Below are 26,559 nucleotides of genomic sequence, written 5' to 3' on the forward strand. Positions count from 1 at the left end.
CGCGCACGGCGCTCCTAGACTGTCGGCCATGCCGTTCCTGCCGCAGCCCGGGGCACCGCTGCTGACGTCGCGGCTCGAGCTGCGTGCGCTGTCGGGCACGGACCTGGGCCAGATCCACGCCATCCACGCCGATCCGCGCACCTTCGCCCACGACTCCACCCCGCCCGTGACCTCGCGCGAGGCCATGGAGTCGGTGCTCGCGACGTGGATCGCGGAGTGGGAGGCGCAGGGCTTCGGGTATTGCGCCGTCCGCCCCCGTGAGCGGCATCCGGTCGACCCCGACGCCAACCTGCGCGACCCCGACACGATCCTGCGCGATCCCGCGCTCGTGCTCGGCGTCTGCGGCCTGACCCGCTACCGGCTGGGCGACCGAGTCGTGCTCTCGGCCTACTACCGCTTCCGCCCCGAGTGCTGGGGGCTGGGGACCGCCCGTGAAGCCCTCACCGCGGTCCTCGACCAGGCCGCCCGCGCCTTCCCCGGCGCGGAGAGCGCCGTCATCACCGATGGCGGGAACACGCCGTCGCTGGCCCTCGCCGCGCGCCTCGGCTATCGCCGGACCGCGGAAGCCATCCCCGGCGAGCCGGACCTCGTCATCCTCACCCGCACGCTCGGCTCCGCCCCCGAGGCGCAGCTCGGCCCGGCCCCTGAGGCGCAGCGATGAGCCCCGGCGGCGCACACGAGGGCGCCGGGCGCTACGCCCCCTCCCCCAGCGGCGACCTGCACCTGGGCAACCTGCGCACGGCGATCCTCGCCTGGGCTCTCGCCCGACGCACAGGCCGCGCGTTCCGCCTGCGCATCGAGGACCTCGACCGGGTCCGCCCCGGAGCCGCCGAGCGCCAGCTCGAGGACCTCGCGGCCATCGGCCTGGACTGGGACGGGCCCGTCGTGCTCCAGTCCGAGCGCGAGGCCGCGCACGACGCCGCGATCGCCCGCCTCACCGACCTGGGTCTCGTCTACGAGTGCTTCTGCACGCGGCGGGAGATCCTCGAGGCGCCCCGCGCACCCCATGCCCCGCCCGGCGCCTATCCGGGCACCTGCCGGGATCTCGACGGGGCGGCGCGCGAGCGCGGACGTGCCCGCATGCGGGAGCTGCGCCGGGAGCCCGCGCTGCGGCTGCGCGCCGAGGCGCACGAGTGGACGGTGCAGGACGTGTTCGCGGGCGAGGTCACGGCCGCCGTCGACGACCTCGTGCTGCGCCGCGGCGACGGCGTGGTGGCCTACAACCTCGCGGTGGTGGTCGACGATGCCGCCGTCGGCGTCGACCAGGTGGCACGGGCCGATGACCTCCTGACCTCGGCCCCACGGCAGGCGCACCTCGCGCACCTGCTGGGCCTGCCCGAGCCCGTGTACGCGCACGTACCGCTCGCGGTGTCGCCGAGCGGGGCGCGCCTGGCCAAGCGGGACGGGGCCGTCACGCTGCGCGACCGCCTCGAGCGGGGCGAGACCGCGGCCGACGTCGTCGAGCGCATCGGCGCGTCGCTGGGGATCGCGGGCTGCCGCAGCGCGCGCGACGTGCTCGAGCGCTGGGAGCCGCAGACGCTGCCGCGCGAGCCCTGGATCGTGGACCTGCCGGCCTGACGGGATCCAGCCGCTGCGAGGGTCAGTGCGAGGCGCCTCGGTGGTGGACCTCGTCGGTGATCTCGCGATCCTGCGTCTTGGGCCCGAGCACCAGGGAGGCGACGGTCGCGATCAGCATCGAGCCGATGATCACGCCGAGGGACACGAACGTGTTGACCTCGGGGATCTTCTCGAGCACGTGGAAGCCGGGGATCCACTCCAGCGGGGCCTCGTGGATCGCGTGGATGATCAGCTTGACGCCGATGAACGCGAGGATCGCCGCGATGCCGTAGTGGAGGTAGACGAGGCGGTCGACGAGGCCGCCCAGCAGGAAGTACAGCTGGCGCAGGCCCATCAGGGCGAACAGGTTCGCGGTGAACACGATGAACGGGTTCTGGGTGATGCCGAAGATCGCGGGGATCGAGTCGATCGCGAACATGACGTCGGTCAGGCCGATCACCACGAACACCATGAGCATCGGCGTGAAGACCTTCTTGCCGTCCACGACGGTGCGCAGCTTGTTGCCGTCGTACTCGCTGTGGACGGGCAGCACGCGGGCGACGGTGCGCTGGATGAAGCTGTCGCCGTCACCCTCCTCGTCGTCCTCGCCCTTGGCCTGGGTCCACGCGGTGTACAGCAGGAAGATGCCGAAGATGTAGAAGATCCACGACAGGTGCTCGATGGCGACGGCGCCGATCAGGATGAAGATCGCACGGGCTACGAGCGCGATGATGATGCCCACCATCAGCACTTCCTGCTGGTACTTCCTGGGCACCGCGAAGCGGCTCATGATCAGGATGAACACAAACAGGTTGTCGACACTGAGCGAGTACTCCGTGAGCCAGCCCGTGAGGAACTCGAGCGCGACGTGGTGGGTGTCCCCGACGAAGAACAGGATCCCCGCGAAGATCAGGGCGAGGGAGACGTAGAAGCCCACCCAGGCCACGCATTCCTTCACCGAGGGGACGTGCGGTCGCTTCAGGACGATCAGCAGGTCGGCGACGATGATCAGGACGAGCACCACCAGGGAGGCGATCTCGAAGGTCAGGGACAGTTCACCCATGCGGCGGCCTCTCGATGGCGGGGTCGGTGGTCCGGGGAGGGGCGGGCGGAAGCACTCCCAGCCCCAGCGCCCGATCGGCCAATCCTATCGGGCGCTATGTGGACGGACCCTGGACGGGGCAGCGTGCTCTGCGAACGGACGCATCCGCGGTCCGCGCTCCGCATGGCCCGTCGCCGAACTCGGTACGCCCCGTCGCCGCGCGCAGCACGCCCCGCCGCAGGGCTCAGCACACCCCACCGCTGGGCTGAGCTCGCCTCGTGGTCGCGATCAGGCCCGGCGCAGCAGGATGACCCCGTCCTCCAGCTCCGCCTCCTGGCCGTCGGGGCCCTGGGCGATGCGGGTGCGGGTCTCGGCGAGCACGGTCCGCCACTGACCCGCGGGCAGGCCCAGCGCCGCGATCTCCTCGGCGGGAGGCAGGAGGCCCATGCTGTCGTGGTGCGTGTGCTCGTCGTGGCCGGCGGCCTCATCGTTCTGCGTGTGACCGTCGTGCTGCGCGTGATCGTCGTGCTGCGCGTGGCGCGACCACGGCGGCGGAGCGGCGTGGGAGACGACCAGCAGGTGCCCGCCCGGAGCCAGCACGCGGGCCGCCTGGCGCAGGATCGCGGTGCGCCCGAGGGCGGCGCGCGAGTGCAGGAACGATGACGTGACCAGGTCGAAGGGACCCTCGAGGGCGCCTCCGGCTCCGCCTTCTCCCGCCGCCCACGGCTCGAGGTCCTGGGCGATGAAGCGCACGCGGAGGCTTCCATCGGTCCGCGCGGCCTCAACGGCGCGAGCAGCCTCAGCAGCCTGTGCGGTCTCAGCGGCGCGGGCGGCGTCAGCAGCGCGGGCGACGGCGGTCGCGGAGATATCCGTCGCGATCACGTCCCAGCCGCGGGAGGCGAGCCAGATCGCGTCGGCACCCTCGCCGCAGCCCAGGTCCAGGGCGCGCCCCGCTTCCACGGGGCCGGTGCCGTCGACGCCATCGGCCTCGAGCCGCTCGACGACGGCCGCGGTCGTCGCGTTCACGCTGCCCGACCACACGGGGGCGTCGCGGTAGCGCTCCTCCCAGTGCTCGCGAGGGCTGCCGATCGATTCCTCGACCGCGTGGTCGGCACGGTCGCGCTCGGCGACGGGGCCAGGCTCTGCGTCGGACGCCGCAACGGGAACCGCATCGGCCGCCGCAAGGGGAACCGCGTCGGACCCTGGCTCGGCCACCGCGCCGCCATCTCCCCGACCGACCGGGCGCACGCGCACAGCAGCGGCCACGTCGTCCGGGACCTCGGTCTCCGTCGCATCGGCCACGACCACCGTGAGGGGCTCGCACCCGCGCACCTCGCCCCGGGCTCCCGGGACCAGGCCCAGGGCGCGGGCGGCGACGAGCGCACCAGGGTCCGCGTCGGATACGCGCACCACCTCGACCGGCCCCGCCTCCGTCAGGTCGCGCAGCAGCAGCGTCCCCTCGGGCAGGGCGGTCGTGCCGTCGGCCGCGGGGATCGGGTCCCCGTGGGGATCCGCGGTCGGGTGCCCGAGGGCCTTATCGATGCGCTCGATCAGGCCCGGCGAGGCGGCGTGCTCGAGCCGCTCGGCCTCGTCGTGGACCTCGTCCCAGCCGTAGCCGAGGGCCGTGACCAGGTACGTCTCGAGGAGGCGGTGGCGGCGGACCATCGCAACCGCGCAGTCACGGCCCATCGGCGTGAGCGTCACGGGCCGATACGGCGTGTACTCGAGCAGGCCCTGGCCGGCGAGGCGCCGCACCGTCTCGGTGACCGTCGCGGGGGCCGCGCCCATGCGGGCGGCGAGATCGCCGGTGGTCAGGAGCGCATCGCCCCATTCGGTGCGGCTCCAGATCGCCTTGAGGTAGTCCTGCGCGACGGTGGTCAGGGCGTCGGGGTCCACGGTTCCTCCTGGCGGCGGCGCCCGGGCGGGCCGCCGGGACGATCATGCCTCGCCGAGGATCGTGAGCACCACCAGCGCCGCGTTGAGGACGATGATCGCGCCGGCCGCCGCCGCGGCGAGGACGGTCACGAGGCGGGTGTCGGCGAACTCCCCCATCACGGCCCGGCTGCGCGTGAGAGCCACGAGCGGCACCAGCGCGCAGGGGATGCCCAGGCTGAGGGCCACCTGGCTGAGCACGAGCGCGGCGGTCGGGTCGATACCGGCGCCGAGCACGATCAGCGCGGGCACGAGCGTGATGACCCGGCGGGCGAGCAGCGGGACGCGGATGCCCAGGAGGTCGCCCATGATCTCCGCCCCGGCGTGCGCACCGACGGAGGTGGAGGCGAGACCGGAGACGAGCAGGCCGATGCCGAACAGCACGCCCACCACCGGTCCGGAGGCGGCGGCGATCGCGGCGTGCGCGCCCTCGATCGTGTCGGTGCCGGGGACGCCCGGGAGGGCCTCGGCGGCCAGGACCAGCATCGCGATGTTCACGGTCCCCGCGAGGGCGAGGGAGAGCAGCACGTCCCAGCGGGAGGCGCGCACCAGCAGACGGGTGGGGATCGCATCCTCGAGCTCGCGCCGCCTGTCGCGGGCGAGCCCCGAGTGCAGGTAGATCGCGTGCGGCATGACGGTCGCGCCGAGCATCGAGGCGGCCAGGACCACGGTGCCGGGGCCCTCGAGCCGCGGGACGAGGCCGCCGGCGAGCGCGCCCGGATCCGGCGGGTCGACGACGAGCCCGGCGAGGAAGCCGATGGTGATAATCGCCAGCATCCCCACCACGATCCGCTCGAAGGGGCGGGCGCCGAAGCGGTTGCGCGTGGCCAGCAGCACGATGGCGACGATGCCGACGATGATCCCGCCGTGCACGAGCGGCAGGCCGAACAGGATGTGCAGGGCCAGCGCCCCGCCGATGACCTCGGCGAGGTCGGTGGCGGCGGCGACGAGCTCGGCCTGCGCCCAGAACAGGAGGCGCCCGCGGCGGCCGAGCCGCTCGGCCACGTGCTGGGCGAGGCTGCGCCCGGTGACCAGGCCGAGCTTGGCCGAGAGGTGCTGGACCAGCACGGCCATCGCGCTCGCGAGGACGAGCACCCACAGCAGGAGGTAGCCGTGCTGCGCGCCGGCGGTGAGGTTCGCGGCGACGTTGCCGGGGTCGACGTACGCGATGGCCGCGACGAAGGCGGGGCCGAGCAGGCGCAGCGGGGAGCGACGGTCCGGCGACGGGGCAGGAGCATCGGCCGGCGCGTCCACGGATGCGGTGCCGGAGGCGAGGAGTCCGGTTTTTAGGCTTTCCGAAAACATGTGTTTGAGGGTACCCGAAAACATATCCGCGTCCCGGTCCCTTGCTCTCCGGCGCGTCGCTCCGAACGCCCCTCAGGCCCGTCCTCGCCCGGCCGGCGGATCGGCCTCTACGATCGGTCCATGCCTCCTACGCACGCCCGCGCCCTCGACGCCGCACCGGTCGACCCCGCCCTGACCCGCTCCTTCGACCTGCGCCTGGCCCGCTACGGCGACGACATGCGCGCCGGACTGCGCGCCTGCTACGGCGACCGCGCCGACGAGACCTTCGAGCGCGTGCTGCGGATCGTCGCCGCCGCGATGCAGGACCGCCCCGAGGCCCTGCGCGGCCTCGACGAGGCGCGCCTGCTGGCCCCCGACTGGCTGCAGGACCCGCGCCAGATCGCCTACGTCGCCTACGCCGACCGCTTCGCGGGCACTCTGCGCGGCGTCGAGGAGCATCTGGACCACCTGGAGTCGCTCGCGGTCACCCACCTGCATCTGATGCCGCTGCTCGAGCCGCGGCCCGGGGAGTCCGACGGCGGCTACGCCGTGCAGGACTACCGCCGCGTGCGCGAGGACCTGGGCACGATGAAGGACCTCTCCTCCCTCGCCTCCTCCCTGCACGACCGCGGGATGAGCCTCGAGCTCGACCTCGTCCTCAACCACGTCGCCCGCGAGCACGAGTGGGCCGAGCGCGCCCGCGCCGGGGAGCAGCGCTACCGCGACTACTTCCTGACGTTCCCCGACCGCACCGAGCCCGATGCCTGGGAGGCCTCCCTACCGGAGGTGTTCCCCGACTTCGCGCCCGGCAACTTCACCTGGGACGCGGACCTCGAGCGCTGGGTGTGGACCACGTTCAACGCCTACCAGTGGGATCTGGACTGGTCGAACCCGGATGTGCTGTGCGAGTTCGTCGAGATCATCTGCTTCCTCGCGAACCAGGGCGTGGACATGCTGCGCCTGGACGCGATCGCCTTCACCTGGAAGCGCCAGGGCACCAACTGCCAGAACCTGCCGGAGGTCCATCAGCTCACGCGCGCCCTGCGCGCCGCCGCGCGGATCGCCGCCCCGGCCCTCGCCTTCAAGGCGGAGGCGATCGTGGGCCCGCAGGACCTCATCGGCTACCTGGGCCGCGGCGCGCTGTCCGGGAAGGTGTCCGAGACCGCGTACCACAACTCGTACATGGTCCAGCTGTGGTCGGCCCTCGCCTCCCGGGACACCCGGCTGCTCGCGACCGCGCTGGGCAAGTTCCCGCCCAAGCCCGCCTCGACCACCTGGGCCTCCTACGTGCGCTGCCACGACGACATCGGCTGGGCGATCACGGATGAGGACGCCGCCGATATCGGCCTGTCCGGATTCGGCCACCGCGCCTTCCTCTCCGACTTCTACGCGGGCGAGTTCCCGGGCTCGTTCGCCGAGGGCCTCGTGTTCCAGCACAACCCGACCACGGGCGACAAGCGCATCAGCGGCTCGCTGGCCTCCCTCGCCGGCCTGGAGCGGGCCGTGCGCTCCGGGGACGGCGCGGCGATCGACCTGGCGATGGCCCGGATCCTGCTGCTGCATGCGGCGATGCTCGGCTTCGGCGGGCTGCCGCTGCTGTACATGGGCGATGAGATCGCCCTGCTCAACGATCCGCACTGGGCCGACGACCCCGCGCATGCGGCCGACAACCGCTGGGTGCATCGGCCGGAGATGCCGTGGGAGCGGGTGCGGGAGGCCGCGCTCGACGCCGACCGCGACGCACCGCGCACCCCCGCCGGGCAGGTCCTCGCGGGCGTGCGCCACCTCATCGCGGTGCGCACGTCCCTCCCCCAGCTGCACGCGGCGGTCGAGTCGCAGGTGGTGAGCGGCGCGGATCGGCGTCTGCTCATCCTGCGCCGCGACCATCCGGTGTCGACGATGGCGCAGGTGCTGAACATGTCCGAGGACCCGGTCGAGCTCGACGCCGGGGTGTTGTCGGGCATCGTCGGCGACCACCCGCGCGAGGCGATCTCGGGCGCCGACTGGTCGCTCGAGATCCCGTCGATCACGGTGCAGCCGTACCAGGCGCTCTGGTTCCTGGGCCCGGAGGGCTGAGCCGAGGCGGCCCGCGGGGCGGACGCCGCGGGACACTCGCCACGAAGCGCGAGGCCGCGCGCCGCGGGGCGCGGGGCGCACACCGCGGGCCGGTCATGGCCCCTCCCGCGCCACGCCGCGCCCCCCACATCACGTCACCTGCGCCACACCACCCTTCGATGCATTGGCGTATCGGATGCACGCGCGTATCGTTCCCGCTATGTCGTTCTTCGCACGCCTGCTCGCCGCGCTCCGCGCCCTCATCGCCCCCCTCGGGCGCGCCGCGGGCACGACAGCCCGCCCCCTCCTCCGCGCCGGCTCCGCCACGGGCCATGCCCTCGGCGACGGCGCCCGTCTGCTCGGCCGCGGCGCCCGCGCCGTCGCCCGCGACATCGGCCAGGTGATCCCCGGCGAGTGGAAGCAGCGCATCGCCCTGCTGTTCGCCACCGGTCTCGCCGTCGTCCCGATCATCTACTCGGGCAACATGACCTGGGCGTTCAACGACCCCACCGGCCACCTGAACCAGATCACCGCCGCCGTCGTCGACGCCGACACCGGCGCCGACTCCAGCTCCCCCGACGGGACCACCGAGCACATCGACGTCGGCCGCGAGTTCACCGACGAGCTCCTCGACATGGACAAGAACACCGTCTACCGCTTCGTCGAGACCGACCAGGCCACCGCCGACGCGGGCCTGGCCGACGGCACCTACGGCGCGGTCATCGAGGTCCCCGCCGATTTCTCCGCGAACATCGCCACCCTCGGCGCCGACGACCCGATGCAGGCCGCCCCTGCCATGCTCACCGTCCGCACCAACGACACCATCAACTACGTGGGCGGCAATTTCACGAAGTCCGTCGGCACCGCCCTGCGCCAGAGCCTCGAGGCCAACGTCCTGGAACAGTACCTCGACAAGATCTACATCGGCTTCACGACCATGCACGACAAGCTCGGCGAGGCCGCCGACGGCGCGACCAGGCTCCACGACGGCAGCGTCCAGCTGGCCGACGGCACCGGGCAGCTCGTCGACGGCTCCGCGGACCTGGCCGACGGCGCCGGCACCCTCGCCGACGGCACCGGGGACCTCGCCGACGGCGCGCACCGCCTGTCCGACGGCAGCTACGACCTCGTGATCGGCCTGGGCCAGATCTCCACGGGCGCCGACCAGCTCTCCGCCGGGGCCGACCGCCTGTCCACGGGCGCGACGACGCTCGCGACCGGACTGGACACCCTGAGCTCGAAGAGCCCCGAGCTGGTCGACGGCGCCGACCGTCTCGCCGGCGGCAGCGCGCAGCTGGAGGACGGCGCGCAGACCCTCGCCGACGGCAGCCGCCAGGTGGCCGACGGCACCCAGCGGCTCGACGACGCCGCGACGGGCCTGCAGGGCCGGGCCCGGGAGCTGGGCATCGACCAGCAGAGCGTGGACCGCACCACCGGCGACCTGCAGACCGCCGTCGACGACCTCGCGCAGACCGCGACCGACGTGAACACGGCCCTCGCGGGCACCGGCATCGCGCCGCAGATGCAGCAGAACGCCCAGGACCTGTCCGGGCGGATCGACACCGCCGCCTCCGATGCGAAGACCCTGCAGGACGCGGTCGCGGCCCGCCAGGGCGATGCGAGCACCGTGCAGGACAGCGCGACGACGATCTCCGACCAGGTGGACACGATCGCGGACGGCGTGAAGACCGCGAACGACGCCGCCCCGCAGCTGGCCAAACACGCGAGCGCCCTCGACGACGCGACCGTCGAATACACCTCGACCGTCGACGAGCTGGCCGCCCTGTGCGCCAAGGAGCCGTCCACCGGCACGACCACCACGACGTCAGCGGGCGCCTCGGACGGCGGCGGTGCCAAGACGACCGTGTCGTCGACGCCCAGCGAGGTGTGCGACCGCCTGCAGGCGCTCGCGGGCGACTCCGCGTCCGTGCGCTCCGACGACGGGACCGTCTCCTCCGCGTCCCTGCGCTCCGACGCCGGGACCGTCTCCCAGGAGGCCGCCGCCAACCGCGACGCCCTCGCGGCCGTGACCGACGGCGCCCAGCAGGTCCGCGACTCCGCGACCGCCATGAAGGACTCCGCCGACCGCCTCGCGACCTTCCTCAGCGGCACCGACGGCTCCTCGAGCCTCACCGCGCTCGCCCAGGACGTGCAGGACCTCAGCACCGATGCGAAGACCCTCGCCGGGGACTCGAAGACCGTCTCCGACGGCGTAACCCGGGCGCGCGACATCCTGCAGACGGCCGCGACCGACCCCGCGGCCGCGCAGCAGAAGATCGACGACCTCCACAGCCAGGCGACCACCGCTGTCCAGGCCCTGCCGGACGCCTACGACCGCGCCGACCAGGCCGTCCAGGACATCCACCGCCTGAACTCGGGCGCCCAGCAGGTGGCCGACGGCAACGAGCGCCTCGCTGGCGCGACCGGACAGCTGGCCGACGGCGCCTCGACGCTCGACGACGGGGTGCGCCGCTACACCGGCGGCGTCGACCAGGCCGCCGGTGGCGCGGGCCAGCTGGCCGATGGCGCCCAGGAGCTCTCGACCGGGGCCGACCGCCTGGCCTCCGGTGTGGACACCGCCGAGGACGGCGCGCAGCAGCTCAATGCGGGCGCCGGGCAGCTCGCCGACGGCGCCGACCGCATCGCCGCCGGGGCGACCCAGCTGGCCGACGGCGCCACCCGTCTCCACGACGGCGCCGTGCAGGTCGATGATGGTGCGCAGCAGCTGGCCGACGGCAGCAAGGAGCTCGCCGACGGCCTCGGCGACGCCGTTGACCAGGTCCCCTCCTACACCGACACCGAGCGCGAGCACCTCGCCTCGACCGCCTCGGATCCCGTGGGCCTGGACTTCCACCGCGACAACGGGCTGGACCGCTTCGGCGAGGGGCTCGCGCCGCTGTTCCTGGCGATCAGCCTCTGGGTGGGCGGCATGGCGATCTTCCTGATGATGTCGCCGTTCTCCGTGAGCGCGGCCCGGGCCGGGCGCAACGCCGGCTCGCTGCTGCTGGGCGGGCTGCTGCCCGCGCAGGCCCTCGGGCTCGTCCAGACCGTCGTGGCCGTGGCGATCCTGCACTTCTGGGTGGGCATCACCGCGGTGCACATGACGCAGTTCGTGCTCATGGCGTGCCTGACCAGCGTGGTGTTCGTGGCGCTGAACCACGGCTTCGGGGCGATGTTCGGGCCGGTGGGCAAGTTCGTGGCGCTCTTGCTCATCGCCCTGCAGGTCTCGGGCGCGGGCGGCACCTACCCGGTGCAGACGCTCCCCCGGTTCTTCCGGGTGATCCACGAGTACCTGCCGATGACGCACGCGGTCGATGCGTTCCGCGGCACCATCGGCGGCGGCTGGGTGGATCCGAGCGGGGACATCGCCTGGCTGCTGGGGTGGCTGGCCCTGGGCCTGGTCCTCGGCTTCGGCGGAGCGCTCAAGACGCGGCGCCGCACGCGGCGCGGTTGGGAGGGGCACGTGGCACCGACGGCGTCGTGACAGACGGAGCCGGGCGGGGCCGGGCGGGGCCGGGCGAGGGCATGAGGCCCCACCCGCGCACTGACCGGCGGGCTGAGGATTCACCCCGTGAGGCTGTCGAGTGTTGGCGGTATAGCGGGGGCTGCGACGATGTCGTCGCAGCCCCCGCTATACCGCCAGTGCTCGACCACGCCCCGCCTGTACCGAGGGAGCCGGCACCGGGTCGGGCCCTCGCCCCGTCGCGGGCGTCAACTACTTCTCGCCCGCCGCGGGCTCCATCGACTACTTCTTCGGCTTCTTCCGCGGCGCGCGCTTCCGCTCCGCGCGCCCTGCAGATGTCTTCGACGCGGCGGTCGCCTTCTCCGCCGCCTCGGCCGCTGCCGTCGGCCCCTCCCCCGCGCGGCCCTTCTCGAGCGCGGCGGCGACGTCGTCCACGTACTGGTAGTCGGAGCGGTCGGGCCGCTCGTACCCCTTCTCCGGCGGCCGCTTCGGGATCTCGATCTTCTGCGGCTCGATGAGCTCCCACGGGATCTGCCGCAGGATGTCGGCGATGACGTTGATGCGCGAGCGCTTCTTGTCCTCGGACTCGACGGTGTACCAGCGGGCCCAGGGGGTGTCGGTCGCGGCGAACATCGCGTCCTTGGCGCGCGAGTAGTCCTCCCAGCGGGCGATGGACTGCATGTCCATCGGCGAGAGCTTCCAGCGGCGCATCGGGTCCTCGGCGCGGGAGCGGAAGCGGGCCTCCTGCTCCTCGTCGGACACGGAGAACCAGTACTTGATCAGGCGGATCCCGTCCTCGACGAGCATGCGCTCGAAGTCCGGGGCCTGGCGCAGGAAGCGGTGGTACTGCGCATCGGTGCAGAAGCCCATCACGCGCTCGACGCCGGCACGGTTGTACCAGGAGCGGTCCATGATGACGATCTCGCCCGCCGCCGGGAGATGCTGGATGTAGCGCTGGAAGTACCACTGGGTCTGCTCGCGCTCCGTCGGCGCCTGGAGGGCGACGATGCGGGCATGGCGCGGGTTCAGGTACTGGGTGATGCGCTTGATCGCCGACCCCTTGCCCGCGGCGTCGCGGCCCTCGAAGATCAGCAGCACCCGCTCGCCGCTCTCGATGACCCACTGCTGCATCGCGACGAGCTGCGCCTGCAGGCGCTCGAGCTCCGCCTCGTAGGCGGCCTTGTCGAGCTTGCGGAGGGATCCGGACTTGACCTCGTTGTCATGTGTGGACATGACGGGAGGATACGGCGCCGCGGGGGTCGCGGGAAGGGTCGGCCACGGGGCGAGCGCGGGTCGGGCGCGGCAGGCGGCCCCCATCCGAGGGGGCCTTTCGGCGCCGCCCCCACTGGGCCCCTTCTCGCCCGACCCCACCCAGTGCCGCCGCTCGCGCCCTTATCGCACGTGCCCGCTGGCCCCACGGGGCCCCTTCTCGCCCGACCTCGCCCAGTGCCGCCGCTCGCGCCCTTATCGCACGTGCCCGCTGGCCCCACTGGGCCCCTTCTCGTCCGACCTCGCCCAGTGCCGCCGCTCGCGCCCTTATCGCACGTGCCCGCTGGCCCCACTGGGCCCCTTCTCGCCCGACCTCACCCAGTGCCGCCGCTCGCGCCCTTATCGCACGTGCCCGCTGGCCCCACTGGGCCCCTTCTCGCCCGACCTCGCCCAGTGCCGCCGCTCGCGCCCTTATCGCACGTGCCCGCTGGCCCCACTGGGCCCCTTCTCGTCCGACCTCGCCCAGTGCCGCCGCGCACGCCCTCATCGCCTGTGCCTGCTGGCCTCTACCGCCCTCACCCTTCTTCTCCCCACCCTCGATACCCTTCGCGGAGTGGTCGATCCTCGTCGGAATCCGTGGGTGGAGTGGTCGATCCTCGTCGGAAAGAGCGCGTGATTCCGACGAGGATCGACCAATCCATCGTGCGAGGCACGCGAGGGGCGCGCCCGGGCGGGGGCTGATCATGCCCACGCCCGCACGCAGGCGGACAGGGGTGCCAGGTGTCCGCGGCGGGGCGCACTCGGAGCTGAGGCGCGCGGAGCTCACACCGGAGCGCACCGCAGGGAGCCGAGCAGCCACGCTCAGCACCGCGGGGAGCCGAGCAGCCGCGCTCGGCGCCCCGAGGCGCCGAGCAGCCGCGCTCGGCGCCCCGTCCGAGGTCAGCTCGCCTGCGGCCCCTGCTCGAGCCAGTGCGACCACTTGTCGCGCCGGTGCTCGGCCTCGACCACGCGCACGGTGCCGGAGGCCGCGCGCATCACGAGCGACTGGGTGATGATCCGGCTGCGTCCGAAGCGCACGCCCTTGAGCAGGTCCCCGTTGGTCACGCCGGTGGCCGCGAAGTAGCAGTTGTCGCTGGTCACGAGCTCGTTCGTGGAAAGCACGCGGTCCAGGTCGTGTCCGGCGTCTATCGCCTTCTGCGCCTCGGCGTCGTCGATCGGGGCCAGGCGCCCCTGGATCACGCCGCCGGTGGCCTTCAGCGCGCAGGCTGCGACGATGCCCTCGGGGGTGCCGCCGATGCCCAGCATCATGTCGACACCCGTGGAGGGACGAGCCGCGGCGATCGCGCCGGCGACGTCGCCGTCCATGATGAACTTGACGCGCGCCCCGGCCTCGCGGACCTCGGAGACGAGCTTCTCGTGGCGCGGGCGGTCGAGGATGCACACGGTCACCTCGCCCACGGGCTTCTTCAGCGCCTTGGCGACGGCCTCGACGTTGGCGCGGATGGGGTTGCGCAGGTCCACGACGTCAGCGGCGTCGGGGCCGACGACGAGCTTGTCCATGTAGAACACCGCCGAGGGGTCGAACATCGAGCCGCGCTCGGCGACGGCGAACACCGACAGGGCGTTATCGTAGCCCATCGCGGTCAGGCGGGTCCCGTCGATCGGGTCGACGGCGACGTCGACGGCGGCACCGGTGCCGTCGCCCACCTCCTCGCCGTTGTAGAGCATGGGCGCCTCGTCCTTCTCGCCCTCGCCGATCACGACGGTGCCGTTCATCTGCACCGTCTCGATGAAGGTGCGCATCGCGTCGACGGCGGCGCCGTCGGCGCGGTTCTTGTCGCCGCAGCCCACCCAGCGGGAGCCGGCGATGGCGGCGGCCTCGGTGACGCGCACGAGCTCCATGGCGAGGTTGCGGTCGGGGACGGCGGCGGAATCGGATCGGACGTCGTTGGTCGAGGTCACCGTGGATATCTCCCTGGTCGGAGCGGGGGCGGTCGCCGCGGGCCGTGGTCGACGGCGGCGGCGGTGCCGGGGTCGCCCCCCAGTCTAGGAGTGTCAGGCGTCACGCGGGGCGGGCACGGGGAACGGGCGAATCCAAACGGGCCGGTGGGGACCAGGGCGTCCAGAAAATGCATCGAGACGGCATGCGCCCCGTCATATGCAGGTCAGATGCTATTTCGATGCAGATTCTGGACGGGACAGGGCAGGCGACGGCGCAGATCCGAAGACGGATTCCGGGGCACGCGCGGGGCGCCTTCCCCTGTGCTGAAGGATGCGCACGGCCGCACCTCCCCCGCGCGCGCCCGGTTGACGCCAGCGGTGTGAACGTTGCCACTAGAGATGTCCGACCCCTCCGGCACCGCCGCCGGCAGCGGACATCCCTCACGGCCGAGGGGCGACGCCACGTCTCCTCCGGCCGCCTGTGCAGCGTCGCTCAAGGAGAACCACCATGACCGTTTCCCGTCGTTCCCTCATCGCGGGCATGCTCGCGCTCGGAACCCTCCCCCTCGCCGCCTGCGGCGGATCCGGCGCCGGCGGCAGCAGCGGCGGCGTCGGCAGCGGGGAGAAGAAGAACCCCGAGGACATCCTGGTGGGCCTGGCCATGCCCACGAAGTCCTCCGAGCGCTGGATCGAGGACGGGGAGAACCTCAAGAAGCAGCTGGAGGACAAGGGCTACAAGGTCGACCTCCAGTACGCCGAGGACGACATCCCCACGCAGGTCAACCAGCTCGACAACATGATCTCCCAGGGCGCCGGCATCCTGGTCGTCGCCTCGATCGACGGCACGGCGCTCACCACGCAGCTGCAGACCGCCGCCGACAACAAGATCCCCGTGATCGCTTATGACCGGCTGATCCGCAACACCCCCAACGTCGACTACTACACGAGCTTCGACAACGAGAAGGTGGGCGTGCAGCAGGGCACCTCGCTGCTCATCGGCATGGGCTACCTCGACGCCGACGGCAAGGAGACCGGCAAGACCGATCCCGCCAACATCGAGCTGTTCGGCGGCAGCCCGGACGACAACAACGCGACCTTCTTCTTCCAGGGCGCGATGTCCGTGATCCAGCCCTTCATCGACAAGGGCATCCTGACGGTGAAGTCCGGCCAGACCGATTTCGAGAAGGTCGCGATCCTGCGCTGGGACCCGGCCACCGCCCAGTCCCGCATGGAGAACCTGATCACCTCCACCTACTCCGGCGGCGACAAGGTCCAGGGCGTGCTCTCGCCCTACGACGGCCTGTCCATCGGCATCCTCGGCGCGCTGAAGTCGGCCGGCTACGGCACCGCGGACCAGCCCTACCCGATCGTCACCGGGCAGGACGCCGAGCTCGCCTCGGCCGAGTCGATCCTGGCCGGCGAGCAGTACTCGACCATCTTCAAGGACACCCGCAAGCTCGCCGAGGTGACCGTCGCGATGGTCGACGCGATCGCCAAGGGCGAGGAGCCCGAGGTCAACAACACCGAGACCTACGACAACGGCGAGAAGGTCGTGCCCTCCTACCTGCTGGAGTCCGTGATCATCACCAAGGACAACCTGAAGGCCGAGCTGGTGGACACCGGGTACTACACCGCCGAAGAGGTCGGGGTCTGATCGACTCCGCGCAGGGGCGTCCGGTGCGCATGCCGCACCGGGCGCCCCGCCCGCTCACGGCCCGCACAGGACGCGGGGGACGGCCGCGCCGATCTCCCCGCGCTCCTGGAGGGCCCTCCTGAGTACCCCTCCGCCCTTCAGCGAACGGAAGCACCATGAACTCCCATCCCGCGGAGCATCCCGATTCCGCAGCGGGCTCCGGTCCCGCTCCCCGCATCCCCGACCCCGCCGCCGCGCCCCCGCCAGAGGGCACGACGGGGGCCGCCGCGGCCCCGTCCGACGGCGCCAGCACGGCCGATCCCGATGCCCCACTGCTCGAGCAGATCGGCGCAGTCCCCGCCACCGAGGACGTGTCCTCGCACGCCCCGATCCTCGAGATGCGCGGCATCACCAAGATCTTCCCGGGCGTCCGCGCCCTGGACGACGTGAACCTCGAGGTCAAGCGCGGCGAGATCCACGCGATCTGCGGCGAGAACGGCGCCGGCAAGTCCACCCTCATGAAGGTGCTGTCGGGCGTCTACCCGCACGGCACCTACGAGGGCGAGATCCTGTTCGACGGCCGCCCCGTCCAGTTCTCCGACATCCGCTCCTCCGAGGCCGAGGGGATCGTGATCATCCACCAGGAGCTCGCGCTCTCGCCGTATCTGTCGATCGCGGAGAACATCTTCCTGGGCAACGAGATCACGAAGCTGGGCCTCATCGACTGGCACCGCACGAACGCCGAGGCGCAAAAGCTGCTGGCCCGTGTGGGACTGGCCGAGCCGGCCACCACGGCCGTCTCCCAGCTGGGCGTCGGCAAGCAGCAGCTGGTGGAGATCGCCAAGGCGCTGTCGAAGGAGGTCAAGCTCCTCATCCTCGACGAGCCGACCGCCGCGCTCAACGATGACGACTCCGAGCACCTGCTCACCCTGATGCGCCACCTCAAGGGCCAGGGCATCACGTGCATCATGATCTCCCACAAGCTCAACGAGATCGCCGAGATCGCCGACTCCACCACGATCATCCGCGACGGCCGCACCATCGAGACGCTCGACATGCGCCACGACGCCGTGACCGAGAACCGGATCATCAAGGGCATGGTCGGCCGCGATATGGACTCGCGCTTCCCGGAGCACGAGTCGAGCATCGGCGAGGAGGCCCTGCGGATCGAGGATTGGACCGTCCACCACCCGCTGGATCCGACCCGCACGGTCATCGACGCGGCGAACCTGACCCTGCGCAAGGGCGAGATCGTGGGCCTGGCCGGGCTCATGGGGGCCGGCCGCACCGAGCTCGCGATGAGCGTGTTCGGACATGCGTGGGGCCGTGACATCTCCGGGCGCCTGTTCAAGGACGGGAAGGAGATCCACGCAGACTCGGTCTCGGCGGCGATCCAGCACGGCCTCGCCTACGCGACGGAGGACCGCAAGCACTACGGATTGAACCTCATCCAGGACATCCGCAGGAACATCACCATCGCGTCGCTGCCGAAGGTGACGCGCCGAGGGTTCCTGGACGAGAACAAGGAGGTGCGGGTCTCCGAGGACTTCCGCAAGTCCATGAACATCAAGGCCCCCGGCGTCAGCTCGATCGTCGGGCAGCTGTCGGGCGGCAATCAGCAGAAGGTCGTGCTGTCCAAGTGGATGTTCTCCGAGCCGGACGTCCTGATCCTGGATGAGCCCACGCGCGGCATCGATGTCGGGGCCAAGTACGAGATCTACACGATCATCAACAAGCTCGCCGATGCGGGGAAGTCCGTCCTCGTGATCTCCTCGGAGCTCCCGGAGCTCCTGGGCATCTGCGATCGCATCTACACGCTCTGCGAGGGCCGCATCACGGGCGATGTCCCCGTAGCGGAGGCCACGCAGGAATCCCTCATGCAGCGCATGACCATGGAGACGGGAAGCAAGAACTCATGACCAGCCTGATGCAGTCCCTGAAGGCAGGGCCGCTCGCCAACCTCCGCCAGAGCGGCATCTACATCGCCCTGGCCGTCATCATCGTGCTGTTCGCGGTGCTGACCGACGGCTCCCTGCTGACCTCGCAGAACGTGACGAACCTGGTGGTGCAGAACAGCTACGTGCTGATCCTGGCCATCGGCATGGTCATGATCATCATCGCCGGGCACATCGACCTGTCCGTCGGCTCCGTCGTAGCGCTGACCGGTGCCGTCGCCGGCGTCGTCGCGGTCCGCATGGAGCTGCCGTGGATCCTCGCGATCCTCGCCGCGATCCTGGTGGGCGCCCTGGTGGGCGCCTGGCAGGGCTTCTGGGTCGCCTTCGTGGGCATCCCCGCATTCATCGTGACGCTCGCGGGCATGCTCGCCTTCCGCGGCCTGGCGATGATCGTGCTGGGCAACACGCAGATCTCCCCGTTCCCCGGCCCCTTCCGGTCCATCGCCTCGGGGTACCTCAACGGTCTGCTGGGCGGGTACGGATACGACGCCTTCACGCTCCTGCTGGGCGGCCTGTGCGTCGCGGCGTTCGCGTGGATGCAGTGGTCCGCGCGCCGCGGGCGCATCGCCTACGAGCAGACCGTCGAGCCGATGGCGCTGTTCATCCTCAAGCTGGTGCTGGTGGCGCTTCTGATCATGGCCTTCGCCTGGAAGCTCGCCACCTACAAGGGCCTGCCGATCGTGCTGATCATCCTGGCGTTCCTGATCGTGATCTACACGGTGGTGACGTCGCGGACGCCGTTCGGCCGCTCGGTGTACGCGATCGGCGGCAACCTGCCGGCGGCGCGCCTGTCGGGAATCAAGGTCAAGTGGGTCAACTTCTGGCTGTTCGTGAACATGGGCGTGCTCTCCGCGATCGCGGGCATCGTCTTCACGGCGCGCCTGAACCTGGCCAACCCCAAGGCCGGCCAGAACTTCGAGCTCGATGCGATCGCGGCCTGCTTCATCGGCGGCGCAGCCGTCTCCGGCGGCGTGGGCCGCGTGGTGGGCGCCATCATCGGCGGCCTGATCATGGGCATCATGAACAACGGCATGTCGCTGATGGGCATCGGCATCGACTACCAGCAGGCCATCAAGGGCCTGGTGCTGCTCGGAGCCGTGGCCTTCGACGTGTGGAACAAGCGCCGAGCGGGGGCCGTAGAGGCCTGATCGAGGACGACGGCGCGACGGGCGCGCGACGTCCGTCGGACGCGACCCGGCGAGCGCGGGTCGACAGCTCCGCCCTCCCCCGCTGCATGACGACGGCGCCCGGACCCTGAGGGGTACGGGCGCCGACGTGCGCGTTCCGTGGGCGGCGGAGGCGGACGCCATGCGCGGCGGGTACTCCCACGGCCCGGGACCCGGCCGGGGCCATGCACACTCGGGCGCTATGCGTGCGCACACAGGCACATATACGGCCTGTGGGCACGCATAGCGCCCGTCCTGACACGACGGCGCCCGGATCAGGTCCCTGCCCGCTGCGCCCTGCACGCACGAGGGCCCCGGAGCGCACGCGGCGCTCCGGGGCCCTCGACAGCTCAGGCTGAGGCTCCCCCGGGGCTCAGAACCCCTGGGCCAGGCGGTGGTGGACCTGGTTGACGCGCAGCTCGGTGCGGAAGCCCCGGGACGTCGTGCCCTGGTCGATCACGGCCAGCTCGATACCGGCGATCTCCGCGAGGTCCTCGAACACGTCCAGGGTCAGCGCCGTGGTCATCACCGTGTGGTGGGCCGCGCCGGCCGAGAGCCAGCACTCCGCGGACACTGCGAAGCTGGGCTCGGGCTCCCACACCGCGCAGGCCACCGGCAGCTTGGGCAGCTCCTGGTCGGGCTCGACCACCTCCACCACGTTGGCCACCAGGCGGAAGCGCTCGCGCATGTCCGACATCGCCACCACCAGGCCGGGACCGGGGTCCGCGGTGAAGCGCAGGCGCACCGGGTCCTCGCGGTCGCCGATCCCCAGCGGGTGGATCTCCAGCGTGGGCTTCGCGGTCGTGAGCGAGGGGCACACCTCGAGCATGTGCGCGCCCAGGATCTTCTCCTTGCCCGGCGTGAGCTCGTACGTGTAGTCCTCCATGAGGGAGGCGCCGCCGGGCAGGCCGTAGCCCATCACCTTGGCCACGCGCACCAGGATGGCAGTCTTCCAGTCGCCCTCGGCGCCGAAGCCGTAGCCGTCGGCCATGAGGCGCTGGACGGCGAGGCCGGGGAGCTGGCGCAGGCCGCCGAGGTCCTCGAAGCTGGTGGTGAACGCGCCGAAGCCCCCGGCCTCGAGGAAGGAACGCAGGCCCAGCTCCTGGCGAGCGCCGTAGCGCAGGGACTCGCGGCGGTCGCCGTCGGGGCCCAGCTCGGGCGCGACGTCGTACAGCTCGTCGTACTCGGCCACGAGCGCATCGACCGCGGACTCCTCGACCGCATCGACCGCCGCGACCAGGTCGTTGACGCCCCACGTGTTCACGGAGACGCCCAGGCGCAGCTCGGCCTCGGTCTTGTCGCCCTCGGTCACGGCGACGTCGCGCATGTTGTCGCCGAAGCGGGCCAGGCGCAGGGAGTGCAGCTCGGCCCAGCCGGTCGCCGCGCGCGCCCACCGGGCCACCCGGTCGCGCACCCCCTCGTGCGAGGCGTGCCCGACCACCGTGGTGCGCCGGGTGCCCAGGCGGGTGGCGATGTACCCGAACTCGCGGTCGCCGTGGGCGGCCTGGTTCAGGTTCATGAAGTCCATATCGATGCTCGACCACGGCAGCTCGACGTTCGCCTGCGTGTGCAGGTGCAGCAGTGGCTTGGCCAGCGCATCCAGGCCCAGGATCCACATCTTGGCCGGGGAGAACGTGTGCATCCAGACGATCACGCCCACGCAGGCGTCATCGGCGTTGGCCTCCAGGGCGATGCGCCGGATCGCATCCCGGTCGGTCAGCACGGGCTTCCACACCACCGGCACCGGGATCTGCTCGGCGTCGTCCAGCAGGCGCGCGACCTCCTGGGACTGCGCGGCCACCTGATCCAGCGTCTCGGGCCCGTACAGGCCCTGGCTGCCGGTCAGGAACCAGATCTCGCGTCCCTCGAACGGGTTCTTCATCTCTCAGTCCTCCTGGGTGGTCACGCCGGCCGCGCCGTGCTGGCCGTAGACGTTCTGGTAGCGGTCGAACAGCCGGTCGACGATGTCGTCCGGGATCGCGATGGGGTCGCCGAGCTGGCGGGAGATGTGCACGGTGCGGGCGACCTCCTCGCACATGACGGCGGCGGCCACGGCCTTGCGGGCCGTCGGGCCGATGGTGAACACGCCGTGGTTCTGCATGAGGACGGCGCGCGAGCGGTGGCCCGTGAGCGTCTCGACGATGCCCTGGCCGATGGAGTCGTCGCCGATGATCGCGAGCGGCCCCACGGGGATCGACCCGCCGAACTCGTCGCCCATCATCGTCAGCACGCACGGGATCTCCTCGCCGCGCGCGGCCCAGGCGGTCGCGTAGGTCGAGTGCGTGTGCACGACGCCGCTGACCTCGGGCATGTTCCGGTACACGTACGCGTGGGCCGCGGTGTCCGACGACGGGGTCAGCTCCGCGGGCGTCCCGTCGTCGATCTTCACCCCGTCCATCGTGCACACGACCATGACCTCGGGCGACAGCTCGTCGTAGGAGACGCCCGAGGGCTTGATGACGAACAGCTCCAGGTCGGAGGTGCCGGGGACGCGCTCGGAGATGTTCCCGGCGGTCCACACCACCAGCTCCCAGCGCGGCAGCTCCTCGTGGAGCCTGGTCACATTGGCGCGGGTCGCGGCGACGGCCTGCTGGACGTCTGCGGGGAGATCGGTCAGGCGGACGGTCATGGTGCCTCTTTCGGTGGGCGGTGCGGGTGGGATCGGGGCCGACGGACGGCGCGGCGATCAGGACTGGGCTGGTGCGGGACCGGTCGGGACTAACGGTCGGCGGTCGGGTCGAACGGCAGGCAGGACGGGCGAGGTCGGCCCGGAAGACCGGCCGAGATGTCAGACGATGAGCTCCCCGGCGAGGCGCTCGACGGGCAGGGCGGCGAGGTACCGGTCGAGCCAGCGGGCGTACCCGGCCTGCCCCTCCGAATCGGGGGCCAGGGTGGTCAGCTCGAGGTCGGCGAAGATCCGCTGCGCGAGGTGGTCGGCGAGCGCCGCCCCGTCTCCCTGCGCACGGGCGACGGCATGGCCCGCGAGGACGGCCATGCCCCAGGCGCCGCCCTCTCCCGCGGACTCGGCGACGGCCACGGGCACGCCGAGGGCATCGGCCAGCACCTGCTGGGCCACGCCGCGGGTGGTGAAGATGCCGCCGTGGGCGAACATCTCGTCGCAGACCACGCCCTCATCGCGCAGCAGCACGCGCATCCCGGCGGCGAGCGCGGCGAAGGCCCCGTTCAGCTGGGCGCGCAGGAACGGCGCGAGCACCAGGCCCACGCCCTCGGGCCGCACGACCATCGGGCGCCCGGTGGCCACGCCCGTCTGATGCTCCCCGGACAGGTAGTTGTAGACCAGCAGGCCGTCGGCGTCGGCGGGAGCGTCCAGCGCAGCCGTGAACAGCAGGCGGAACAGCTCGTCGCGGTCCACCTGCGCCCCGGTGAGCGCGGCGGCCTCGCCCAGCAGACCCAGCCACTGGTCGAGGTCGCCCGTGCAGTTGTTGGTGTGGATCATCGCGACGGCGTCCCCGGCCGGGGTGGCGACGAGGTCGATCTCCTCGCGCGCGGTCGGGAGGTCGCTCTCGAGCACCACCATCGCGAAGGCGCTCGTGCCCGCGCTGACGTTGCCGGTGCGCGGGCGCACCGAGTTCGTGGCCACCATGCCGGTGCCCGCGTCCCCTTCGGGCGGGGCCATCACCGCTCCCGGGCGCAGGGCGCCCGTCGGGTCCAGGAGCGCGGCCCCGTCAGCGGTGAGGGTGCCGGCCGCCTCCCCCGCGACGAGGGGGCGGGGCAGCAGCTCGCGCAGGTCCCATGGGACCTCGCGCACGGCGTCGAGGCCGGCGAAGGCGTCGAGCAGGCGCTCGTCGTACTCATGGGTCGCCGCATCGATCGGGAACATCCCGCTCGCGTCGCCGATGCCCAGCACCCGCCGCCCCGACAGGAGCTCGTGGACGTGCCCGGCCAGGGTGTTCAGGTGCGCGATGCGCGCGACGTGCTCCTCGCCCTCGAGGACGGCGTGCAGCAGGTGGGAGACGCTCCAGCGCAGCGGGATGTTGCGACCGAACGCCTCCGACAGCATCGCGGAGGCGCTCCCGGTGGTCGTGTTGCGCCAGGTCCGGAAGGGGACCAGCAGCTCGCCGTCGGCGTCGAAGGCCAGGTAGCCGTGCATCATCGCCGAGACGCCCAGACCGGCGAGCGCGGTGAGCTCGGTGGCGTGGCGCTCGCGGACGTCCTCGGCGAGCGCGGCGTACGCGGCCTGGACGCCGGAGACCACCTCGTCGAGGCCGTACGTCCAGATGCCGTCGATCAGGCGGTTCTCCCACGCGTGCGCACCGGAGGCGAGGACCGTGCCGGCCGGGTCGATGAGGACGGCCTTGATGCGGGTCGAGCCGAGCTCGATGCCCAGCAGGGCCCGGCCGGAGGAGATGACCTCGGCGGCGGTCGTCGGGTCGGCGGCGGGTGCCGTATCGGCCTCGGTCGCGGAGGCGGTCACTGGCGCGGGGTCGGTCACGGGCACTGGGTGACCGGCGGCCTCAGAGACGGCGGGCGCGGGGACGGCGGGCGAGGTCGCCATCGGGTGCACGGGGTCGGTCATCGAGAGCTCTCCCTCATCGGGTCCGGGGTGGTGCGCCGTCGCACCGGCTTGTGCCGCATCGCACCGCGGTGGTGCCGCGTCGCACCGGGCGTTGCCTGGCAGGGGCTGCGCCGCTCCTCCACCCTGGCACTGCCGACCCTGAATGTCAACGTTCACAGAGCACGGACAGCACCCTTCCGGGATCACCGGAGGAAGGCCCCGATCAGCGGTCGCGGACGCTGCTGCGCGGCACCAGTGTCGCCGGCAGGAGCGGCGCGGCCACCGTCGTATCGTCCGAGGTCACCAGGTGCACCGCCGCCCAGCCGAGGTCGGCGAAGGGCTGGCGCACCGTCGTCAGCGGCGGCGTGAAGTAGGCCGATCCCTCGATGTCGTCGAAGCCCACGACCGACACGTCGTCGGGCACCGAGACGCCGCGCTCTCGCAGCGCCCGCAGCAGCCCCAGCGCCATCTGGTCGTTCGCCGCGAAGATCGCGTCCGGCAGGGCGGAGAGGTCCAGCGCGTGCCCGTACTCGTACCCGGATTCGGCACCCCAGCTGCGCGGGGTCGTGACCTCCCCGTCGATGCCGGCGTCCGTGATCGCGGCCTCGAAGCCCGCCACGCGGCCGCGCGCATCGAACCAGGTCGTCGGGCCCTGCAGATGGACGATCGAGCGGTGCCCGCGCTCTGCGAGATGCTGGACCACGGCGCGCGCTCCCGCGGCCTGGTCCACCGACACGCAGCGGATCCCCGGGGCCTCCTGCGGCAGGGCCGACACGGACACGACCGGGGTGATCCGCGCGATCGACACCAGCGCCTCGAGCATCCCCTCGTGCGGGGCGACGACCACGATCGCCTCCGCGCCGCGCTCGAGAAGCTCCCGTCCCGCCGTCGACTCGCCGCCCTCCCCCGGCCGCAGGGCCGTCAGCAGCGTCGAGTATCCGGCGTCGCGGGCGGCCCATTCGATCGCGGCCGTGGTCGTCGCGGGCCCGAACAGCGGCGAGCCGTCCGTGACCACGCCGAGGATCCCCGTCCTCGTGGTCTTGAGCGAGCGCGCGGCGAGGTTGCGCGTGAAGCCGAGCTCGGCGATCGCCGCCTCCACCTTGGCGCGGGTCTCCGCCTTCACGATCCCGGGGTCGTTGAGCACGCGCGAGACCGTCTGGTAGGAGACGCCGGCACGGGCGGCGACATCGGTCATCGACGGGCGGCGGGCGGCCGTCGCCGTCCGGTCGCGGGGGGAGTTCATGAGGTCCATCATGCCGCGCCCGGGTGCAGGGTCCGACGCCGAGCGGCCCGGGCTACAGCCGGATGCGAGCTGTCCGCGTCGATCCTCAGGCCCGCCCGTAGACGATGCGGGGGGTCTGTGTCAGCTCCAGCCCTCGGTGCGGGCCTTGAGCTGCTGGTAGGCGTCGAGCACGTCCGGGGTCGGCGCGGCGTGGAGGGTCTCGAAGCCCTCGAGGCTCCAGGTCGGGGGCTCGGCGGTCGCGGCGAGCGCCCAGGCGGCCTGGCGGGCGGCGCCGAGGGCCACGTACTCCCCCGTCGGCGCGAGGGTCACGTCGCGGCCGAACACGGCGGGCGCGAGCGCCCGGACGGCGGCGGACTGCGCGGCGCCGCCGATGAGGATGATCCGCTCGGGCGCGCGCCCGGAGTCGGCCTCGAGCGGCGCGATGCCGTCGGCGAGCGAGCACAGCAGCCCCTCGACGCAGGCGCGGGCGATGTCCTCGCGGCTGGATGCGGTCGACAGGCCATGCAGGGTGGCGCGGGCGTCGGGCCGGTTGGGGGTGCGCTCCCCGTCGAAGTAGGGCAGGAGCGTGAGGCCGTGGGCACCGGGGACGCTCGCGAGCGCGAGGCGCGCGAACTCGTCGTGGTCGACCCCCAGCAGGGCGCGGCCGAAGTCCAGGATCTTGGCGGCGTTGATGGTGGTGGTCATCGGCAAGAAGCGACCGGTGGCGTCGGCGAAGCCGGTGACGGTGCCGCTCGCGTCCGCCGGGCGCGCATCGGAGACCATGGCGCAGACGCCGGAGGTGCCGATCGAGACGGACACGTCGCCGGGGCCGAGCGACAGGCCCAGCGCCGCGGCCATGTTGTCGCCGGTGCCGGCGCCGATGGGGGCGCCGGAAGCGGTAGCCGCCATGGCCTCGCCAGGGGCGGACGGCAGGCGCGGCAGGTCCGCGTCGTGTCCCAGCGCCCGGATCAGCAGCTCGCGGTCCCAGTCGGAGCTCGCGGTCGCGAAGTACCCGGTGCCCGAGGCGTCGCCGCGGTCGGTAAAGGGTTCGGTCCCGTGAGCGGCCAGGTGCCAGGACACGTAGTCGTGCGGGAGCAGCACACGGGCGGCGCGCGCGGCGCTGGCGGGCTCGTTCTCGGCCACCCAGCGCAGCTTGGAGGCGGTGAAGGAGGCGACCATGACGGAGCCGATGGCCTCGGCGCAGGCGGCGGGGCCGCCGAGCTCGTCGACCAGGGTGGCGGCCTGCGGGGCCGAGCGGGTGTCGTTCCACAGCAGGGCGTCGCGGACCACCTCGCCATGCTCGTCGAGCAGGACCATGCCGTGCTGCTGACCGCCGACGGCCACGGCGTCGGCCTGCTCGAGCAGGGGGCCGGCGGCCTCATCGACGGCGACGAGCCAGGCGCGGGGGTCGACCTCGGTGCCGGCGGGGTGGGCGGCGCGGCGCTCGTCGAGCACGCGGCCGGTCTCGGCGTCCACGAGGAGCGCCTTGGTGGACTGCGTCGAGGAGTCGATGCCGAGCACGGTGGGGGCCATGGTCTGACCTCTCTGTCAGGGGTGGGTGGTGCGGATACAGGTGGTGGGGGT

The 26,559-nt window shown here is 72.2% G+C and carries 17 protein-coding genes; 7 read left to right on the plus strand and 10 right to left on the minus strand.

Annotated elements, in window-relative coordinates; all coding sequences use genetic code 11:
- Positions 1–28: 28 nt before the first annotated feature.
- Both FM110_RS10925 and gluQRS read left to right on the plus strand, forming a co-directional pair.
- The gene (locus FM110_RS10925; protein ID WP_159458060.1) at positions 29–661 is read left to right on the plus strand and encodes a GNAT family N-acetyltransferase; all 633 of its coding nucleotides are present in this window, start codon (positions 29–31) and stop codon (positions 659–661) included.
- A complete protein-coding gene (gluQRS, locus tag FM110_RS10930; RefSeq protein WP_087104792.1) occupies positions 658–1,578 on the plus strand; it encodes a tRNA glutamyl-Q(34) synthetase GluQRS in 921 nt (306 codons plus the stop codon). Before FM110_RS10925 ends, gluQRS begins: the two co-directional genes overlap by 4 nt.
- A 22-nt stretch (positions 1,579–1,600) precedes the next feature.
- On the opposite strand, the gene FM110_RS10935 is transcribed toward gluQRS, so the two are convergent.
- The 3 genes from FM110_RS10935 to FM110_RS10945 form a co-directional block, all read right to left on the minus strand.
- Positions 1,601–2,620 (minus strand): TerC/Alx family metal homeostasis membrane protein, encoded by a 1,020-nt coding sequence (locus tag FM110_RS10935; protein WP_087104793.1) that lies wholly within the window; start codon positions 2,618–2,620, stop codon positions 1,601–1,603.
- Positions 2,621–2,887: 267 nt separating this feature from the next.
- Complete coding sequence (locus tag FM110_RS10940; RefSeq protein ID WP_087104794.1) at positions 2,888–4,495, minus strand: iron dependent repressor, metal binding and dimerization domain protein; 1,608 nt, start codon at positions 4,493–4,495, stop codon at positions 2,888–2,890.
- Between the two features lie 42 nt (positions 4,496–4,537).
- Positions 4,538–5,836, minus strand: coding sequence for an Nramp family divalent metal transporter (locus tag FM110_RS10945; protein WP_087104795.1), 1,299 nt, complete (start codon positions 5,834–5,836; stop codon positions 4,538–4,540).
- 120 nt (positions 5,837–5,956) lie between these two features.
- Here FM110_RS10945 and FM110_RS10950 point away from each other — a divergent pair, with 120 nt between their 5' ends.
- Both FM110_RS10950 and FM110_RS10955 read left to right on the plus strand, forming a co-directional pair.
- Positions 5,957–7,891: an amylosucrase gene (locus FM110_RS10950; protein WP_087104796.1), complete on the plus strand. Its 1,935-nt coding sequence runs from the start codon at positions 5,957–5,959 to the stop codon at positions 7,889–7,891.
- Positions 7,892–8,090: 199 nt separating this feature from the next.
- The gene (locus FM110_RS10955) at positions 8,091–11,354 is read left to right on the plus strand and encodes a YhgE/Pip domain-containing protein (RefSeq protein ID WP_087104797.1); all 3,264 of its coding nucleotides are present in this window, start codon (positions 8,091–8,093) and stop codon (positions 11,352–11,354) included.
- 261 nt (positions 11,355–11,615) lie between these two features.
- On the opposite strand, the gene ppk2 is transcribed toward FM110_RS10955, so the two are convergent.
- On the minus strand, positions 11,616–12,566 hold the full coding sequence (gene ppk2, locus FM110_RS10960; protein WP_087104806.1) for a polyphosphate kinase 2: 951 nt from the start codon (positions 12,564–12,566) through the stop codon (positions 11,616–11,618).
- Between the two features lie 915 nt (positions 12,567–13,481).
- The gene (gene glpX / locus FM110_RS10965; protein WP_087104807.1) at positions 13,482–14,444 is read right to left on the minus strand and encodes a class II fructose-bisphosphatase; all 963 of its coding nucleotides are present in this window, start codon (positions 14,442–14,444) and stop codon (positions 13,482–13,484) included.
- A 547-nt stretch (positions 14,445–14,991) separates the two neighbouring features.
- On the opposite strand from glpX, the gene chvE reads away from it, so the two are divergent.
- The 3 genes from chvE (at position 14,992) to mmsB (ending at position 19,219) form a co-directional block, all read left to right on the plus strand.
- A complete protein-coding gene (chvE, locus tag FM110_RS10970) occupies positions 14,992–16,137 on the plus strand; it encodes a multiple monosaccharide ABC transporter substrate-binding protein (RefSeq protein ID WP_087104798.1) in 1,146 nt (381 codons plus the stop codon).
- A gap of 377 nt (positions 16,138–16,514) precedes the next feature.
- The gene (mmsA, locus tag FM110_RS10975) at positions 16,515–18,035 is read left to right on the plus strand and encodes a multiple monosaccharide ABC transporter ATP-binding protein (RefSeq protein ID WP_200810226.1); all 1,521 of its coding nucleotides are present in this window, start codon (positions 16,515–16,517) and stop codon (positions 18,033–18,035) included.
- Entirely contained in the window at positions 18,032–19,219 is a 1,188-nt protein-coding gene (gene mmsB / locus FM110_RS10980; RefSeq protein WP_087104799.1) for a multiple monosaccharide ABC transporter permease, read from the plus strand. The genes mmsA and mmsB overlap by 4 nt, the downstream gene beginning before the upstream one ends.
- A gap of 391 nt (positions 19,220–19,610) precedes the next feature.
- Here mmsB and araA read toward each other — a convergent pair whose 3' ends face one another.
- The 5 genes from araA to xylB form a co-directional block, all read right to left on the minus strand.
- Positions 19,611–21,119, minus strand: coding sequence for an L-arabinose isomerase (araA, locus tag FM110_RS10985; protein ID WP_087104800.1), 1,509 nt, complete (start codon positions 21,117–21,119; stop codon positions 19,611–19,613).
- 3 nt (positions 21,120–21,122) lie between these two features.
- Positions 21,123–21,866 (minus strand): L-ribulose-5-phosphate 4-epimerase, encoded by a 744-nt coding sequence (locus FM110_RS10990; RefSeq protein ID WP_087104801.1) that lies wholly within the window; start codon positions 21,864–21,866, stop codon positions 21,123–21,125.
- A 159-nt stretch (positions 21,867–22,025) separates the two neighbouring features.
- Entirely contained in the window at positions 22,026–23,774 is a 1,749-nt protein-coding gene (locus FM110_RS10995; protein WP_234992311.1) for a xylulokinase, read from the minus strand.
- Positions 23,775–23,976: 202 nt separating this feature from the next.
- Positions 23,977–24,996 carry a LacI family DNA-binding transcriptional regulator gene (locus FM110_RS11000; protein ID WP_087104802.1) on the minus strand — a complete coding sequence of 340 codons (1,020 nt, stop codon included), beginning with the start codon at positions 24,994–24,996 and terminating at the stop codon, positions 23,977–23,979.
- A 120-nt stretch (positions 24,997–25,116) separates the two neighbouring features.
- Positions 25,117–26,508, minus strand: a complete 1,392-nt coding sequence (xylB, locus tag FM110_RS11005) for a xylulokinase (RefSeq protein ID WP_087104803.1) — start codon at positions 26,506–26,508, stop codon at positions 25,117–25,119.
- Positions 26,509–26,559 lie beyond the last annotated feature (51 nt).

Source organism: Brachybacterium nesterenkovii (assembly GCF_900163655.1).
Taxonomy (GTDB): Bacteria; Actinomycetota; Actinomycetes; order Actinomycetales; family Dermabacteraceae; genus Brachybacterium; species Brachybacterium nesterenkovii.

Bases quoted from the DNA above. Each gene is read 5' to 3' on its own strand.
- FM110_RS10925 (WP_159458060.1), top strand. From the start codon at position 29: ATGCCGTTCCTGCCGCAGCCCGGGGCACCGCTGCTGACGTCGCGGCTC.
- gluQRS (WP_087104792.1), top strand. From the start codon at position 658: ATGAGCCCCGGCGGCGCACACGAGGGCGCCGGGCGCTACGCCCCCTCC.
- FM110_RS10935 (WP_087104793.1), bottom strand. From the start codon at position 2,620: ATGGGTGAACTGTCCCTGACCTTCGAGATCGCCTCCCTGGTGGTGCTC.
- FM110_RS10945 (WP_087104795.1), bottom strand. From the start codon at position 5,836: ATGTTTTCGGAAAGCCTAAAAACCGGACTCCTCGCCTCCGGCACCGCA.
- FM110_RS10950 (WP_087104796.1), top strand. From the start codon at position 5,957: ATGCCTCCTACGCACGCCCGCGCCCTCGACGCCGCACCGGTCGACCCC.
- FM110_RS10955 (WP_087104797.1), top strand. From the start codon at position 8,091: ATGTCGTTCTTCGCACGCCTGCTCGCCGCGCTCCGCGCCCTCATCGCC.
- ppk2 (WP_087104806.1), bottom strand. From the start codon at position 12,566: ATGTCCACACATGACAACGAGGTCAAGTCCGGATCCCTCCGCAAGCTC.
- glpX (WP_087104807.1), bottom strand. From the start codon at position 14,444: ATGGAGCTCGTGCGCGTCACCGAGGCCGCCGCCATCGCCGGCTCCCGC.
- chvE (WP_087104798.1), top strand. From the start codon at position 14,992: ATGACCGTTTCCCGTCGTTCCCTCATCGCGGGCATGCTCGCGCTCGGA.
- mmsA (WP_200810226.1), top strand. From the start codon at position 16,515: ATGCGCGGCATCACCAAGATCTTCCCGGGCGTCCGCGCCCTGGACGAC.
- mmsB (WP_087104799.1), top strand. From the start codon at position 18,032: ATGACCAGCCTGATGCAGTCCCTGAAGGCAGGGCCGCTCGCCAACCTC.
- araA (WP_087104800.1), bottom strand. From the start codon at position 21,119: ATGAAGAACCCGTTCGAGGGACGCGAGATCTGGTTCCTGACCGGCAGC.
- FM110_RS10990 (WP_087104801.1), bottom strand. From the start codon at position 21,866: ATGACCGTCCGCCTGACCGATCTCCCCGCAGACGTCCAGCAGGCCGTC.
- FM110_RS10995 (WP_234992311.1), bottom strand. From the start codon at position 23,774: ATGACCGACCCCGTGCACCCGATGGCGACCTCGCCCGCCGTCCCCGCG.
- FM110_RS11000 (WP_087104802.1), bottom strand. From the start codon at position 24,996: ATGAACTCCCCCCGCGACCGGACGGCGACGGCCGCCCGCCGCCCGTCG.
- xylB (WP_087104803.1), bottom strand. From the start codon at position 26,508: ATGGCCCCCACCGTGCTCGGCATCGACTCCTCGACGCAGTCCACCAAG.